Here is a 15931-nt window from a genome sequence, read left to right on the forward strand (position 1 = left end):
AACAGCTACAAACAGGAGGCTCCGGCCTATGCGTATGAGACACTTTGCCTATCTGGGCCTGATGATGCTTCTGGCTTTGCCGATGACCGCAGGCCGGGTGCTGGCCGAGGCGCCGCTCAAAGTGGTGGCGACCACTGGAATGATCGCAGATGCGGCGCGTCAGATTGGTGGCGATGCGGTAAAGGTCCAGGCCCTGATGGGACCGGGGGTGGATCCCCATGGCTATCGCCAGACGCGCTCGGACATTGTGGCGATGACCCGGGCTGATCTGGTGCTGTGGCATGGTCTGTACCTTGAGGCGCAGATGCAGGATTTCTTCCATGATCTGGAACGCAAGCGGCCAGTGGTGGCGGTGGCCGAAGGGCTGCCAAAGGATCTGCTGCGGGGCCATGATGACTATGCTGACAAATATGACCCCCATGTCTGGATGACCCCCGTGCTGTGGAAACTGGTTGTCGCAGAGGTGCAAGAGGCCCTGACCACGGCACGCCCCGAGTCGGCAGAGGTATTCGCCGCCAATGCCGCGACGCATCTGGCAGATCTGGACCGGCTGATCGCCTATGGGACAGATGTCCTGTCTCAGGTGCCGGAAAACAACCGGGTTTTGCTGACCGCCCATGATGCCTTTGGCTATTTTGGCCGTGACTTTGGATTTGAGGTTCTGGGAGTCCAGGGCATTTCCACCCAGTCAGAGGCCGGGTTGAACCGGATTGGCGAACTTGTTGATCTGCTGGTCTCACGCGATATCAAAGCGGTTTTTGTCGAAAGCTCGGTCTCTGATCGCTCCATGCGGGCCCTGATCGAAGGAGCGGCTGCCCAGGGGCATGAGGTCTCTATCGGCGGGGAGCTGTTTTCCGATGCGATGGGCGCTGACGGCACCTATGAGGGCACATACCTCGGGATGCTGGATCATAATATGACAAGCATTGCCAGGGCGCTTGGGGCGGTAGAAACCCCGGCCCGCGGCATGGATGGAAAGCTTTCGGCGGGATTATGACTGTGACAGTAGAAATTGTAGAAACACCGGTTGCGGCCCATATGGACAGCGGCGCGGCGCAGAATGCAAAGATCGCTCAAAGCCCCCTTGCCATTCGCGGCCTTACCGTAACTTACGGTGAAAAACCGGCGGTATTCTCGGTAGATATGACCGTTAAACCGGGACAGATGACAGCGATCATCGGCCCCAATGGGGCGGGGAAATCAACCCTGCTCAAAGCGGCCTTGGGCATTGTTCCACCTGTCTCTGGCCGGGTGACGGTTTTTGGCCGCTCTTTGGCAGAGCAACGCGCCCGGATCGCCTATGTGCCGCAGCGCGCCAGCGTTGATTGGGATTTCCCGACACGGGTGATCGATGTGGTTCTGATGGGGCTATACCGCGAACTGGGCCTGTTGGGGCGGGTCAAACGCGCCCATCGCGCCAAAGCCTTGGACTGTCTTGCCCGTGTTGGCATGGCGGATTTTGCGAGCCGCCAGATTGGCCAGCTTTCGGGTGGTCAGCAGCAGCGGGTGTTTCTGGCCCGTGCTCTGGCACAGGGGGCGGACCTATATCTGCTGGACGAACCCTTTGCCGGGGTGGATGCGGCCACTGAAAAGGCGATTATCGCGGTTTTGAAATCCCTGCGTGAGGCCGGGAAAACCGTGGTGGTGGTGCATCACGATCTGGCCACCGTCACCGAGTATTTCGACAATGTCTTCCTGATCAACACCCGCAGCATTGCCGAAGGCCCGGTGGCCCAGGCCTTTACCGAAGAGACCCTGCAGGCGGCCTATGGCGGGCGGCTGGCAACCTCGCAAATTGATCAACTGGCCAAGGTCTGAGAGGAGCACCCCTATGCTACTGGACGCTCTGCTGCTTCAGCTCGGCTATAACGCCACGCTTGTTGCCCTGGGGGCCGCGCTTTTGGGCACCTCGGCGGGGATCACGGGCACCTTTTTATTTCTGCGCAAACGCGCGCTGGTCTCGGACGCGGTCAGCCACGCCACCCTGCCCGGTGTCTGCATCGCCTTTCTGGTGATGGCCTTCGCCGGGGGAGATGGCCGCAATCTGGCGGGGCTTTTGCTGGGCTCGGCGGTCTCTGCTGCGATTGGCCTGTGGTGCATGAACTGGCTGACCCGCAACACACGCCTGGCGGAGGACGCCGCTATTGGTGCGGTTCTGTCGGTGTTCTTTGGCCTTGGCATTGTATTGCTGACGGTTATTCAGACGCTTGGTGTCGGACGTCAGGCGGGGCTGGAGGGCTTCCTGCTCGGCTCTACTGCAGGCATGCTGTATAGCGATGCGGTGGTGATTGCGGCAGGCGGAGCTGTGACGCTGTTTCTGGTTTTGCTGATGCGCAGGCCGATGACCCTGGTGGCTTTTGATCCCGAATATGCCGCCGCCCGTGGTCTGCCGGTAGATCGTATCGACATGCTGATGATGGGGCTGGTCATGGCGGTCACTGTTGTGGGGTTGAAAATTGTCGGACTGATCCTGATCGTGGCGCTGCTGATCATTCCCGCTGTTACCGCGCGGTTCTGGTCGGAACGATCCGACCATGTGGTCTTTCTTGCCGGTCTGTTTGGCGGTGTGGCTGCCTATCTGGGGGCGGCCCTGTCCGCCTCGGCGCCCAACCTGCCGACGGGGCCGCTGATTGTTCTGGTTAGTTTTGCCTTTTTTGTGCTGTCCCTGTTTCTGGCACCCAACCGCGGTGTGCTGGCGGCAGTGCTGCGCCATCTGCGGTTCCAGCGCCGGGTGCATCTGCGTCAGGGGCTGTTGGCGCTGGCGCAGGGCCAGGCAATCTACGAGAGACTCACCCTGCGATTGTTGCGCCGCGCAGGCCTGACCCGCGCCGATGGGGTGGCAACCGCCAGGGGCCGCGCCCGCGCTGCCAAGGCGCTGCGCGACGAGCGCCGCTGGCAAGTGGTGCGCAGTGATATCACCCATGAGGCGGCAGCGGCGCTATATGATGGGCTACGCGACATTGAAACGGTGCTGACGCAGGATCAAATTCAGGAAATCGACCGCCAGATCGGTGGCCCACGCGAGGTTATGCCATGAGCGGTGAAGAGTTCGTCCCCCTGTCGCTGACGCCAATGCTGATTGGCATTTTTGCCGCCGTGGCCTGTGCCTTGCCGGGGAACTTCCTGTTGTTGCGGCGACAGGCCCTGATCGGCGATGCCATCAGCCATGTGGTGCTGCCGGGCATTGTTGTGGCCTTTTTGGTGACCGGGATGATCGCCGCCTGGCCGATGATGCTGGGCGCGGCGGCGGCAGCGGTTTTTGCCGTGGTGATGATCGAAGCAATCCGACGTCTGGGCCGGATTGAGCCGGGCGCAGCCATGGGCGTGGTGTTCACCTCCATGTTTGCCGGTGGGGTGTTGTTGCTGGAACAAAGTGATACCTCAGCGGTGCATCTGGATGTGGAACATGCGCTTTATGGCAACCTGGAAAGCCTGATCTGGCTGGATGCCACCGGCTGGGCCTCGCTGCTGGACCCGGAGGCGCTGCGCTATCTCCCGGCTGAGCTGCCGCGTATGGCGCTGACGCTGGTTGGGGTTTGCCTGTTCATTGCGCTGTTTTGGCGGGCGTTGAAAATCTCCACCTTTGACGAAGGCTTTGCCCGCACCATGGGGATCCGCACCAATCTGTTGGGGCTGGGACTGGTGATCACCGCCGCTGTCGCCGCTGTGGCGGCTTTTGATGCGGTGGGCTCGATCATCGTGATCGCCATGTTTATCTGCCCGCCCGCGGCGGCGCGCATGATGACCAACCGGTTGGAAGCGCAGATTACCTGGAGTGTTCTCTTTGCGGTACTCTCGGCGGTGCTGGGCTATATCTTTGCAGGGTTTGGGCCGCTGTGGCTGGGGGCGGCAGATGCTGTTAGCGCTGCGGGCATGATTGCCACGGTTTCTGGGGTGATCCTGGTCATTGCCGCTCGTTTTGGTCCCTGTCGTGGCCGGTCCGGCGCGCCAGTGGGCGTCTGACGCAGATCGCAGCAGCTGACAGGTCAGACCACAGAGAGGGGAGCATATTTTTGTTCCCCTCTTGTTCGTTTTTTGCACCAGACCCTGTGGTAGAATCGTGGGAAGCTGCTAAATTTAGCGGTATGAGCAGCCAAGACCCCCATATCAGCGATCATGATCGCCCGACCATTCGTCAGCTTGATGACAGTGCAATCAACCGGATCGCCGCTGGCGAGGTGGTGGAACGCCCGGCCTCGGCCGTCAAGGAATTGGTGGAAAACGCCATTGATGCCGGCGCGCAGCGGATAACCATCGAGATCGCAGATGGCGGCAAGACCCTGATCCGGGTGACGGATGATGGCTGTGGCATGACCTCCCGCGATCTGCCGCTGGCGCTGTCGCGTCATGCGACCTCAAAAATTGATGGCACCGATCTGCTGAATATCCATACCTTCGGCTTTCGCGGCGAGGCGCTGCCAAGTCTGGGTGCTGTGGGGCGGTTGACCATAACCAGCCGGGCCGAAGGCCATGACGCGGCGCAGATCCGGGTGGCGGGGGGCAAGATGGAGCAGGTACGGCCAGCCGCCCTGCGCTCCGGCACCATCGTCGAGCTGAGCGATTTGTTTTATGCCACCCCGGCACGGCTGAAATTCATGCGCACGGACCGGGCGGAATCCCAAGCGATTGGCGATGTGGTGAAACGGCTCGCCATGGCAGAGCCTTCGGTGGGGTTCACCCTGCGCGATGTTTCTGGTGGCGGTGAAGGTCGGGTGACTTTTCGGGCAGATCCGTTGACTGGCGATTTGTTTGACGCGCTGCATGGGCGCCTGGCCTCGGTGCTGGGGCGGGAATTTGCGGAAAACGCGCTGCGTATAGATGCCACCCGCGAGGGTATTCGCCTGTTTGGCTATGCCGCCCTGCCGACCTATTCGCGCGGGGCTGCGGTGGCGCAGTTCCTGTTTGTGAATTCGCGGCCCGTCAAAGACAAAATGCTCACCGGCGCACTGCGGGGCGCTTATTTTGATTTTCTCAGCCGTGACCGCCACCCAGCGGCGGCGCTGTTTATCGACTGTGACCCTACCCTGGTGGATGTGAATGTGCATCCGGCGAAGTCCGAAGTGCGCTTTCGCGATCCTGGGCTTGCGCGTGGGTTGATTGTTTCGGCACTGCGACACGCCCTGGCCGAGGCCGGGCACCGGGCCTCGACCACGGTGGCCGGGGCCACATTGGGAGCAATGCGGCCAGAGGCGCCAACCGCAACCGGCGCGGCGCGGGTCTATCAGATGGATCGCCCCTCGATGGGCGCGCGCACGGCATCCTATGCCGGGCAACACCCCGCGTTTCCGCCAGCACCGCCGTCGACATATGGCGCGCCGGAGACCGAAGGCTTTGCCGAGCTGCAAGGAGAATACAGTGGCCGTATAACAGAGGCCCCGGGGCCAGTGTCGGATGCGCCCGAGACCACCGCGCCCGGGGCCGAGCAATTGCCGCTTGGGGCGGCACGCGGGCAGGTGCATGAAAACTACATCATCGCCCAGACCGCTGACGGTATGGTGATCGTCGATCAGCATGCGGCCCATGAGCGGCTGGTCTATGAAAAGCTGAAGCAGCAGATGGCGGAGAATGGCGTCGCGGCCCAGGCATTGTTGATCCCCGAGATTGTTGAGTTGGGCAGCAATGACTGCGCGCGTATCCTCGCCCATGCGGAGGCGCTGAAGAAATTTGGCCTCGGGTTGGAAGCTTTCGGCGGAAATGCCCTCGCCGTGCGTGAAACCCCCGCATTGCTGGGAGAGGTGAACGCAGAGGCCATGGTAAAAGATATTCTGGATGAGCTGGACGACCAGGGCGAAAGCCAGCTGGTGCAGGCGCGGCTGGAGGCGATCCTGTCCAGGGTTGCCTGCCACGGGTCGATCCGGTCCGGTCGGCGCATGCGCGGCGAAGAGATGAATGCGCTGCTGCGCGAAATGGAGGCAACACCGCATTCCGGCCAATGCAACCATGGTCGCCCCACCTATGTGGAGCTGAAGCTTGCCGATATCGAACGGCTGTTTGGGCGCAGCTGATGGAGGGCATGGAGGAGGCAGTTCAGGCAATGAATGAAGTCGGGCTGCTGATCCTTCTGGCAGGCGGGTTTGCCGCGCTGCTGGTGTTGCTGCTGATCCTGTCCCTGCGGGCTTCGGCGCGGGTGGCGCGGGCCATGGGGCCGCTCACGGGGCAGATCGGCCAGCTGGGCCAATCTGTGCATCAATTGCAGGGCGGTTTGCAGCATGTGTCCGACACCCAGGCGAGCGCACAGGTGCAGATGGTGCAGACGGTAGAGGCGCGCCTGACTGCGGTGCAGCAGCATATGAATGACCGGCTGGCGGACAATGCCCTGCGCCAGGCGCAGTCCATGGCGCAGATGCAGGAGCGCATGCAGGAAAGCCTGCATGGCAGCAGCAAACGCACGGTGACCTCGCTCACCCAGTTGCAGGAACGTCTGGCGGTGATCGACAAGGCACAGGACAATATCACCAAGCTGTCGGGGGATGTGCTGGGGCTGCAGGATATCTTGTCCAACAAGCAAACTCGCGGTGCCTTTGGGGAAATTCAGCTGTTTGACATTGTCTCCAAGGCGCTGCCGGCGGGCAGCTACACAATGCAGGCGACCCTGAGCAACGGCAAACGCGCCGATTGCCTGGTGCATCTGCCCAACCCACCGGGGCCAATTGTCATCGACAGTAAATTCCCGCTGGAACCCTATGAGGCGCTGCACCGGGCCGAGAGTCGCGACGAGAAAGCCTATGCCATTCGGCAGATGAAAGCGGCGCTGCGGGCCCATATCACTGCGATCTCGGAAAAATACATTGTTGAGGGCGAAACCGCCGAAGGCGCGTTGATGTTTCTGCCCTCAGAGGCAGTTTACGCAGAGCTGCACGCCAATTTCACCGCCGTGGTGCGGGAAGGCTTTGCCGCCAAGGTCTGGATTGTCTCCCCCACCACCTGCATGGCGACACTGAATACCATGCGCGCGATCCTCAAGGATGCGCGGATGCGCGAACAGGCCGGGGCGATAAGATCTGAATTGGGGCTTCTGTACCGGGATATGGAACGCTTAGGGGAACGGGTGGGCAATCTGGACCGCCATTTTGGCCAGGCCGCCAAGGATATAGCCGAGATCCAAGTCAGCGCTGAAAAGGCCGGAAAACGGGCCAAGCGTTTGGATAATTTTGATTTTGAAGAGATCGCCGGCGATGTCGCTGGCACTATTGCGCCCCTGGAGCAGACCCCATAATGAAAAGCGAACCTCTGGATACAAAACTACTGCGTCAGGCGGAGGTGAAGGTTGAGCGGATGGTGGCCGTTCTGCGTGTCGCCGTGGCTGGTTGTTTATTGGCCGCCTTTTTGATCCTGGTAAAGGGAGAGGGCGCAGACCAGTCTTATCTGAGGATCCAGTGGCTATTGGCGCTGCTCACGCTGCTGTCGTATTTTGTCCTGGGGGCGATCTCTTATTGGCTGGCCACCTCGGGGCGGTTTCGGCGCTGGATGGTCTGGCCAGCGGTGACGCTGGATTGTCTGTTCATGCTGGTGAACACATGGGCGGGACTGAGCAATACCGGCTTTCCCGGGGAGCTGACCTTTTTGTTGCCGCCCACCTGGCTGGTGCCGGTTATTCTGGCCTTTGCGGTGTTGCGGTTTAATCCTTATCTGCAGGCCTATTGTGTGGTGCTGACGGTGGGAGGTCTGTTCTATCTGACGCTCTGGCAACCCGAAGAAATCACACCTGACCTGGCTGCGCGTGCCGAGTTCATGCTGTTGTTGCCCCCAAATATGGTGCGGATTGTGATGATTGCGCTGGGCGGATTGGTGTTGATTGTGGCCGCCTACCGGGCGCGGCAGCTGTTGCATAGTTCGATCACGGATGCCCGCGCCCGCGCCAATCTTACCCGTTATCTACCGGCGCAGATGGCGGACCGGCTGGCGGCGGGTGAGCTGAGCGAGCTGCGCAAAGGGCGCCAGCAGGAAATGGTGGTGATGTTTGTCGATATTCGCGGCTTTACCCAGTGGTCCGAGGGGCGGGCACCGGAAGAAGTCGGCGCCTATATCAGCGAGTTTCGCCGCCGCGTGCAGCGTGCGGTGGGACAGAACCAGGGTATGATCGACAAGTTCATCGGCGATGCTGCAATGATCCTGTTTGAAGGCGAGAGCGCTGCGGCCCGGTCCCTATCCTGTGTTGATGACCTGCTGGTGGAGCTGAAGGACTGGGGCAGGGAGCGTCAGGCTGAGGGGCGCGAACCGGTGCGTGTAGGGATTGGTCTGCATCTGGGCGAGGTTTTTTCCGGTGTGGTCGGCGATGCCCAGCGTTTGGAGTATTCGGTCTTTGGCGATACGGTGAACACGGCGGCGCGTCTGGAAGAGCTGACCAAATCGGCAGAGGTGGATGTGATTGCCTCGGCGGCGGTGCTGCAGGCGGCAGGAAGCGAGCCCGCGCGCGAGGGTTGGTCTGCGCTGCCGGCGGAGCACTTGCGCGGGCGCAGCAGCTGGGTCGAAATCTTCGGACGTGGGGCACTGGAGGGCTAAGCGCGCCGGGCCATTTGCTCCATCGCTGGTTTCTTGCCCCAGATCAAAGACCCTCGGGTTGTGCTGCTGTCTGATGTTCTTAACGGCGAACAGAAGGAGACGGAAAATGCTGGAGATTTCCACACGCAAGATTGCACAGGTGGCCCTGATGGCACGGGAGCTGGGACGGGCAGAGGGCGAACTGCGCGCCTTTATCGACCGCCTGGGCATGGATGAGCAGGCGGAACTCACCGCAATCATGTGGGTTGGCCGGGGCAGTTTTGAGCCGGAAGAGCTGGCCGAAGCCATTGCAACAGCCAAATCTGAGGCCTCTACCCCGACGGCTGACTATCTGATTGGCACCCCACATCTGGCCGACAACATAGAGGCTGGTCTGGATGCGCTGGGCGTCGATGTGCAGGATGTCGAGGACGATGTGATCGGCCGTTAGGCCGATCTGATGAGGGCCAGAACCCAGTGGCCTGAGCCCCCGAAATTCGAGGTCGTGTAACCTGAGGCCCCGGACCCTGTGCCCCCTGAAGCAGGGGCATTCGCGGGCAGATCATTTACAGCTGCGGGACTACCTGTTTCAGCTCAGCGGCTTCGGCGCGGCTGAGCTGTTGGCCCTGTTTACGCTTGAGCAGCACGTCGCGGGCGCGGGCGTATTGGTCATCCTGCCAGAAGATCATGCAGCCGTTGCAACCCTTGCCGCAACAGCCCTCGACACCAACACGATTGGTTTTTAAGCGGCGGGTATTGCCGTCTTCCTCGATGCTTTTGGTCAGGGCGTCGCGACGCTTGGCATAGGCGGCGGGGTTTTCCTTGCCGCTGATCTCCAACCCCTGGGTGAGCTTGTCAAACCGCACCCGGTTCCATTGCTCCTCGGTCAGGGCGCGTTCCTTGCGCATCACCGAATACTGCGGGAACCGCAGCTTTAGCGCGTCGATGTCTTCGTGGTCGAACAGGGTGAAGGGCAGGCGAATCACCGTCTTGGTGCTGCCCTGTACCACCTGCGCCCTTTCGCCAGTGGCGGCGTCTTCAAAGTCGTAGACCCGCAACAGCACAGTCTCGCGCGCGATGGGAGAGACAAACTCCAGCACTTCACCGGCGACCAGCTTGTTCTTCACCTCCACCAGAAAGGCATCCTCTGTCACCTCGGTGACAACACCGGCATACTCCCACTGCGCCAGGGAGGCGGTGTGTTCGTAATTATGAGCGTAATTGGTCAACCGGCCCTCATGGAAGGCCAGGGTGTAGCCGCGATTGCCCACCGCCTCCAGCTCGCGCATATAGGGTTTGGGGTCCCAGTTTTCCGGGTCTGCGTAGTAGTCATCAATCGCCATGCGGTAGGCACGGGCGACGATGGCGCAGTAGTATTCAGACTTGCCGCGTCCCTCAACCTTGAGACTGTCAACGCCGATTTCCAGGTATTCGTTCAGCTTTGGCATGATGCAGAGATCTTTGGAATTGAGGATGTAGGAGCCGCGCGCGTCTTCCTCGATTGGCATCAGCTCACCGGGGCGGCAGCCCTCTTCCAGCAGGAATTCGAACATATCAGCGTTGTCATCGGTGATCTGAAGGTCCTGCACGGTGCCGTCCTTCAGGCGCATGCGGAAGCTATAGTTCCAGCGGCAGGAATTGGCGCAATTGCCCTGATTTGCACCACGTTCCGCCATAAAGTTCGACAGCAGGCAGCGGCCGGAATAGGTCATGCACATGGCCCCATGTACAAAGGCCTCCAGCTTGATATCCGGGCATTTCTCGCGGATCTCTTTCAGCTCAGAAAACGAAACTTCGCGGGCCAGAACGCAGAGCTCAGCCCCCTGATCCTGCCAGAATTTGACCGACAGCCAGGAGCAGATATTGCTTTGTGTTGAGATATGCAGCGGCAGCTCGGGGGCGCGGTCCTTGACGTATTGAAAGACGCCGGGGTCTGCGATGATCAAACCATCAGGGCGCACCTTGCGGACGGTATCGATATATTCGTCCAGCTTTTCGATGTCTTTGTTGTGGGAAAACAGGTTCAGGGTCAGATAGGCGCGCCGCCCATGGGCGTGACAGAAGGCTACACCCTCGATCACCTCCTCCAGCGAGAACTCGGATTTGGTGCGCAGGGACATATCCGGGGTGCCGAGATAGACCGCATCAGCCCCGTATAAAATGGCCAGCTTGAGCTTGCGCAGGTTGCCTGCGGGCATCAAAAGCTCGGAGCGTTTCATAGGTGATGTTGCGGCGCGGGTCATAGGCTGGGTCTCTTCACCAGGAATGGGGAAGCGCGCCTATAGAACGGGCCGGGACAGAAAGATATGATCTAGCGCAAAGAGGCGCGCATCTGCAAAGGCCAGCCCAGTGAAACAGGCTGGCCAAAGTGCGCATGATTCCGCCAAATTATACGCCTTCTGCCGTCAGCTTTTCAGCGGGCAGGTGTTGATACCCAGGATTGTGTAGAGCGGGCAGTTGCCCAGCAGGCCAGTGGCCAGAGGCACGATCCCGATCAAGCCCCAAAGCGACTGGGGGCCGATAAAGACAAGCGAGAGCAGGACGATACCGGCGATGACGCGCAGGGTGCGGTCGATTTTGCCTTCGTTCTTGGTCATGGGAAGATCTCCTTTTGCGGTGTTGAGAAGAGCATAGCAAAACCAAGATATGAGGGGCGGTGACAGAGTCACCAGATAGGCCAAGAAATCTATTTTTGTTCGGCAATCTGCGCCAGCTCAGGTGCATTGCAGATGTGAATACCGTCCGAGAGCTGTTCGACCAGGCCACGGCGGGCAAATTCTGCCAGGCGACGCGACACATATGCGCGCCCCGAGGCGGTTTCAGCCGCCAGCGCGGTGTGGGTGACAGGCACAACCCCAGTTGCATCGACAAGACGCAGCAAAACCTTTGCGAGGCGGGCGTCAAACCCTGTCAGCGCGACGTCTTCGATCAGTTGCTGGTATTCGCTGAACCGCAGCGCAACGGAGGTCAGCACGTCATTGCGAAAGGCCTCATCCTGTTCGATCACCTGTCGAAACTGGCCTGCCGGGATCAGATCTCCGTGCAGATCTTCTTCGACTACACCCTCGGCGGCATAGGTTTGATCCTCGATCAGGCAGGTAAAGGTCTGCAGACAGACCTCACCGGGGTGCACCCGGTACAGCACCACCTCGCGGCCGCTGCTGCCAGTCAGGGTGACCTTGATACAGCCCTGTTTCAGGACCAGAAATCCGGGGCACTCCTGTCCGGGGCTGAACAGTGTGGTGCCCTTTGGGGCCGAGAATTTTCTACCGATCTTCACCAGGGCCACTCCTAACAGAACTGGGTCTACCCGACACCAGCAGGCTGGCAAGTGCAAGCGACATCCAAGTCGCAGTCCGGCGAGACTTGGGACGTATCAAAATAGGGGGAGAACCAAAAAAGGGCCCGCTTGCGCAGGCCCTTTGAATGTCGATTATCCGAAGTCTCAGGCGAGGCGGTCGGTGACCTCCAGGTGCTGCGCCAATGTGCCGATCTTGCCCATCCAGTCTGCGACCAGCCCGGCATCGCTGGGGGCGGCGTGTACGCCGGGGGCGATCTTGCCGTTCATCACCGCCTCAATAGCATAGGACACCGGATAAGAGACCAGACGCGCCATGGCGGTGCCACGTTCGTCCCCCCAGGCATCCATCACATAGGTTTTGTGCCAGACGGTCTCGCCTGCCTTTTCCGCCTTCAGATCGACGCAGAGCACAACCCGGTCGGGCTCGCCCTCATCATAGGAGTTTTCTTCCCAGAACTGATCCGACATTTCCTTCAGCCGGGCATCTCCGGCTTCGCCTTCCAGGGTTTCTACCTCTTTGAACACAGCGTCCCAAGCCTGCGCCCAGCCATTCAAGCGCAGGGTGCCGCGGACGAACTCTTTTACTTTCCAGTCAGCGCCAAACTCATACTGGCCGATAAAGGGCAGGGAATCGCGGTTGGGATAGACTTCAAAGCTCTCTGGTGTGGGCAGCGGCGCGTCAAAGGTAGAGATCGCGTCCCAGGGGCGGGCGACGTCCAGCTCCTTGAAATCACGAATTGATTTCGAGGGCGAGCGCAGCGCTTTCAGCACGCCCAGGGGCGACCAGCTGAATTTGTAGCGGAAGGGATTGGGGGTCTTTGGGATGCCGCCGCAATAGGACAGAAAGCTCACCTCATTGGCCGGATCAAAGGCGGCAGAGGCCTTGTACTCATCCACCAGCGCATGGGCCATCAGGTGGTCGATGCCAGGGTCAAGCCCCACCTCGTTGACCAGCGCCACACCGGCGTCTTTGGCCTTGCCATCCAGCGCGCGCATTTCAGGCGCGATGTAGGAGGACGACACAAAATGGGCGCCTTTTGAGATCGCCAGCTCTGCCAGCGCTACATGCCAGTCGCCGGGCAGCATCGAGACAACAACATCCGCCGGGCTCAGCATCTCGCCCAGGTTGTTGATGTCAAAGGCATGGATATTGGAGGTCAGATCGCCGACTGCCGCGCGGGCCTTGTCGGCCGTGCGGTTCCAGACGGCAACATCGTGGCCCGCCTCAAGCAGGCGACGCAGGCCGGGAATGGCGGAGAGGCCGGTGCCGCACCAATGAATAGTCATGAGAGTTCTCCCTTATTTATAACGCAGTTTGGCGGCGACAATGCTCACCACAATGAGAATGGCACAGATATTGGCAATCATGATCGGCCAGTCGTTGACCATGATCCCGTATACGAACCACAGGCTGACGGTGAGCAGAAACATCAAGTTTGCAGCCAGAGATAGACCAGATGTATCCCGGCTGGCCCAGGCCTTCCAGGCCTGTGGCAGCCAGCAGATGGTCCCCATAAAGGCCGCGAGATATCCCACATACAGCTCCATCAGGCGGGTACAAATTCGCGGAATGTGGCCTCTGCCCGGCCCCAGACGCCGGATTTAAGATCAGCCAGCGTCAGCAGCGAGGGCAGCAGCTGTCCGGCGTAGTCATGGGAGCTTTCGACCGGTAGCATTGACGGCAGGTTGTCGATCGCCATCACATCCATCACCGGATCACTGGCAACCCGCAGCGCCGGGGCCTCCCAGCTGGTGGCCTGATCATAGATCGGCACCGGATTGTAATCGCTGTCGGGATCGCAGGCGACATCGCCAATCGCCGTCAGTTTACGCGCCGCCGAGAGCGCCTCGGCAGGCACAAAGACAGGGGTGCCGGGGCGGGCAAAGATACAGTTGAGAAACAGATCGTGCTGCAGGATCTCGGGGAAGGGGCCACCGCTTGCAGTCTCTGCCATGTCCCATTTGGTGACGGTGATCCCCATTGCCTCGCATAGATCCGCAGCGCCGGTGCCGACGCGACCCATGGCGCCGATGACAATGGCCGTGGGCACATCTGCCTGCACAGCTTTCAACTCGGCGTTCAATTCCGCCAGCAGGGCATCCTTGCCGGGGTAGACACCCACGGGGCCGCAGATGTCGCCGCGTTGCTGGGCACACCAGCTTTTCAGGGTGACGGCAGCGCCCGCATAGCCGGCCCAATAGCCAAAGGCGGCAACCCGTCGGCCTGCCTCGTCCACCAGATATTCCAGATCATACAGCGTGCCGCCGCCAGCGGCAAAACGATTCAGCAGCGCCTTGCCCGAATGCTGGCCTTTGAAGGCATGACCAAACATGATGTGGCGATGGGGCAGTGGGGTGCCATCCTCGGGCAGTTCCTTGAGGCCAAAGATAATTGCATCCGCCGGGGCACTGGGCCAGGAGTTTTCGGCTGCGATCTCACAGCCGGCATCGATGTAGCCTTGCAGAGGGATTGCGCGTACCGCGCTCTCCTCCACCGTGACCTTGATGCCGCCTGACATGAGCGCCTTGGCGCCTTCGGGCGTCAGGCCAACGCGGTCTTCATTGGGGCGCTGTTCGGCCCGTACCCAGAGATGTGTCATTGTGGGATCCTTTAGAGCATGTCCTTGGCAGAGACTGCGCGCACGGAGTCGCGCTGTTCCATTGCCGCCATGAAGGACTGTATTTTGGGAAAATCTGCAAGGGTCACGCCATCGCCTTGCAGCCAGGTGCAGACCACGTAGAGATAGCAATCGGCAAGGCTGAGCCTGTCCCCCAGAACAAAGGGACCGCGCAGCCCGTATTGGCTCAGGTGAGCGCAGCTGTCGGCCATGGTCTGTGGCACCTTGGCCTGCATGTCCTTGTAGCTGGAGGTCTTGCTGGCCCAGCGGCTGCCGCGCATCTTGTGAGCGTGGTTCACATGCATGGTCGAGGCGAGATAATACATCACCTCCCGCATCCGGGCCAAAAGTATCGAGTCCGTGGGCCGCAGGTCTGCGTCGGGGGCAATATCGGCAATATAATCCAGCAGCGCACCGGTTTCGGTCAGGATGCCGCCATCCACCGCCAGGGCAGGCACCCGCGATTTGGGGTTGATCTGGGCATAGGCGGGGCTGGTCTGTTCCTTGTTGGCAAAATCAATCTTGATGGCCTCATAGTCGAGACCAGCCTCTTCCAGCGCGATGGCGACCGCAATCGAAATGGTCCCCGGGGCGTAATAGAGTTGCATGTCAGATCTCCTGTTGGGGCTAGGGTGGGGCAGAGCGCGGATTGGGCGTCAAAGGTGGGTCTGCGCGTAGAGCCGATCCGCAGTGTCCAGATGCGGCACCGCGTTGAACAGGACCGGGCTCAGATGACCGCCGATGGGAAACAGCCGGTGCATCGAGGTATTCATGATTGCCAGGGCCATACGGGCCATCCCGTCGGTATCAAGCCCCATGGCCTGACGCATCGCCATTGAGATAAAGCCACCCGAGGTGACCACCAGGGCGGGACCATCCCCGTCAGCAATCTCGGTCAGGACTGATTGGGTCCGGTTTTCAAAGTCTTCCCAGCTTTCGGGAGGATTTTTGATTTCTCCGGCTGACCAGGCTTTGAACACCTTTGGCAGATGCGCGATAAAGCCTTCGCGTTCCTGCGGAACGGCCAGCCCTTGCTGGACCTCCATGGCCTGGGCCATGGTGAAATACTCCATCTCGTTGAGGCGGGCATCCTGAATGACCTCGGCGCAGCCCATGCCCGCAGCGGTTTCAATATGGCGGGTCAGGGTGCCGCAATAGACGCGGGGGTGATGGCTGCCGCAGGCATCCAGATAGCGCCCCAACCAGGCGGCCTGCTGGTGCCCCAGCTCGCTCAGCCGGTCATAGCTGACTTCATCGCGGGCCTCGGTGTTGGCCTGCCCGTGGCGGACCAGGGTGATATGTGTCATGCGACGGATCCTATTTCTGTTCCTCAATTTCATAGGTGAGCCAGCAGCGACATGGAAGAGCGTGTTTGGGATGGGTGCAGCTTTTTGATGGGATGGAAAAAGTTCACCCCTGTTAGGCCGGTTTGAGCCTGAAAATGTTCGATTTGGCTATTTCGCCGCAATTAGATGTAAATGTTGCAGATCCACGTCTTGACCATTGCACTGGGGGCAAAGCCATGAATTAG

General features: G+C 60.4%; 16 protein-coding genes. 8 read left to right on the forward strand and 8 right to left on the reverse strand.

The window, feature by feature from the left end; all coding sequences use genetic code 11:
* Positions 1-28: 28 nt before the first annotated feature.
* From JZI28_RS00205 to JZI28_RS00240, 8 genes are all read left to right on the forward strand, one after another.
* Positions 29-997, forward strand: a complete 969-nt coding sequence (locus JZI28_RS00205; protein ID WP_375698840.1) for a metal ABC transporter solute-binding protein, Zn/Mn family — start codon at positions 29-31, stop codon at positions 995-997.
* A gap of 41 nt (positions 998-1038) precedes the next feature.
* A complete protein-coding gene (locus JZI28_RS00210; protein ID WP_375700134.1) occupies positions 1039-1818 on the forward strand; it encodes a metal ABC transporter ATP-binding protein in 780 nt (259 codons plus the stop codon).
* Between the two features lie 13 nt (positions 1819-1831).
* Complete coding sequence (locus tag JZI28_RS00215; RefSeq protein ID WP_375698841.1) at positions 1832-3037, forward strand: metal ABC transporter permease; 1206 nt, start codon at positions 1832-1834, stop codon at positions 3035-3037.
* Entirely contained in the window at positions 3034-3963 is a 930-nt protein-coding gene (locus tag JZI28_RS00220; protein ID WP_375698842.1) for a metal ABC transporter permease, read from the forward strand. The genes JZI28_RS00215 and JZI28_RS00220 overlap by 4 nt, the downstream gene beginning before the upstream one ends.
* Before the next feature lie 122 nt (positions 3964-4085).
* Positions 4086-6005, forward strand: coding sequence for a DNA mismatch repair endonuclease MutL (mutL, locus tag JZI28_RS00225; RefSeq protein ID WP_375698843.1), 1920 nt, complete (start codon positions 4086-4088; stop codon positions 6003-6005).
* Positions 6005-7216 (forward strand): DNA recombination protein RmuC, encoded by a 1212-nt coding sequence (locus JZI28_RS00230; RefSeq protein ID WP_375698844.1) that lies wholly within the window; start codon positions 6005-6007, stop codon positions 7214-7216. Before mutL ends, JZI28_RS00230 begins: the two co-directional genes overlap by 1 nt.
* Positions 7216-8502 carry an adenylate/guanylate cyclase domain-containing protein gene (locus JZI28_RS00235; protein ID WP_375698845.1) on the forward strand — a complete coding sequence of 429 codons (1287 nt, stop codon included), beginning with the start codon at positions 7216-7218 and terminating at the stop codon, positions 8500-8502. Before JZI28_RS00230 ends, JZI28_RS00235 begins: the two co-directional genes overlap by 1 nt.
* Positions 8503-8608: 106 nt before the next feature.
* Entirely contained in the window at positions 8609-8932 is a 324-nt protein-coding gene (locus JZI28_RS00240; RefSeq protein ID WP_297339905.1) for a DUF3775 domain-containing protein, read from the forward strand.
* A gap of 115 nt (positions 8933-9047) precedes the next feature.
* Here the strand turns inward: JZI28_RS00240 and JZI28_RS00245 are convergent, their stop codons facing one another.
* The 8 genes from JZI28_RS00245 to JZI28_RS00280 all read right to left on the reverse strand — a co-directional run bounded on the left by JZI28_RS00245 (position 9048) and on the right by JZI28_RS00280 (position 15707).
* Entirely contained in the window at positions 9048-10724 is a 1677-nt protein-coding gene (locus JZI28_RS00245) for a U32 family peptidase (protein ID WP_375698846.1), read from the reverse strand.
* A gap of 162 nt (positions 10725-10886) precedes the next feature.
* A complete protein-coding gene (locus JZI28_RS00250) occupies positions 10887-11078 on the reverse strand; it encodes a DUF2892 domain-containing protein (protein WP_375698847.1) in 192 nt (63 codons plus the stop codon).
* 89 nt (positions 11079-11167) lie between these two features.
* Entirely contained in the window at positions 11168-11761 is a 594-nt protein-coding gene (locus JZI28_RS00255) for a Crp/Fnr family transcriptional regulator (RefSeq protein ID WP_349387112.1), read from the reverse strand.
* A 165-nt stretch (positions 11762-11926) separates the two neighbouring features.
* Positions 11927-13069, reverse strand: coding sequence for a saccharopine dehydrogenase family protein (locus tag JZI28_RS00260; RefSeq protein ID WP_349387111.1), 1143 nt, complete (start codon positions 13067-13069; stop codon positions 11927-11929).
* Positions 13070-13081: 12 nt separating this feature from the next.
* Positions 13082-13330, reverse strand: a complete 249-nt coding sequence (locus JZI28_RS00265; RefSeq protein WP_375698848.1) for a SemiSWEET family sugar transporter — start codon at positions 13328-13330, stop codon at positions 13082-13084.
* Positions 13330-14382: a saccharopine dehydrogenase gene (locus JZI28_RS00270; RefSeq protein ID WP_375698849.1), complete on the reverse strand. Its 1053-nt coding sequence runs from the start codon at positions 14380-14382 to the stop codon at positions 13330-13332. The genes JZI28_RS00265 and JZI28_RS00270 overlap by 1 nt, the downstream gene beginning before the upstream one ends.
* Before the next feature lie 11 nt (positions 14383-14393).
* On the reverse strand, positions 14394-15008 hold the full coding sequence (locus JZI28_RS00275; protein ID WP_375698850.1) for a glutathione S-transferase family protein: 615 nt from the start codon (positions 15006-15008) through the stop codon (positions 14394-14396).
* 48 nt (positions 15009-15056) lie between these two features.
* The gene (locus tag JZI28_RS00280) at positions 15057-15707 is read right to left on the reverse strand and encodes a histidine phosphatase family protein (RefSeq protein WP_375698851.1); all 651 of its coding nucleotides are present in this window, start codon (positions 15705-15707) and stop codon (positions 15057-15059) included.
* Positions 15708-15931 lie beyond the last annotated feature (224 nt).

Origin of the sequence: Pseudophaeobacter sp. TrK17, from assembly GCF_042192375.1 — a bacterium.
Taxonomy (GTDB): domain Bacteria; phylum Pseudomonadota; class Alphaproteobacteria; order Rhodobacterales; family Rhodobacteraceae; genus Pseudophaeobacter.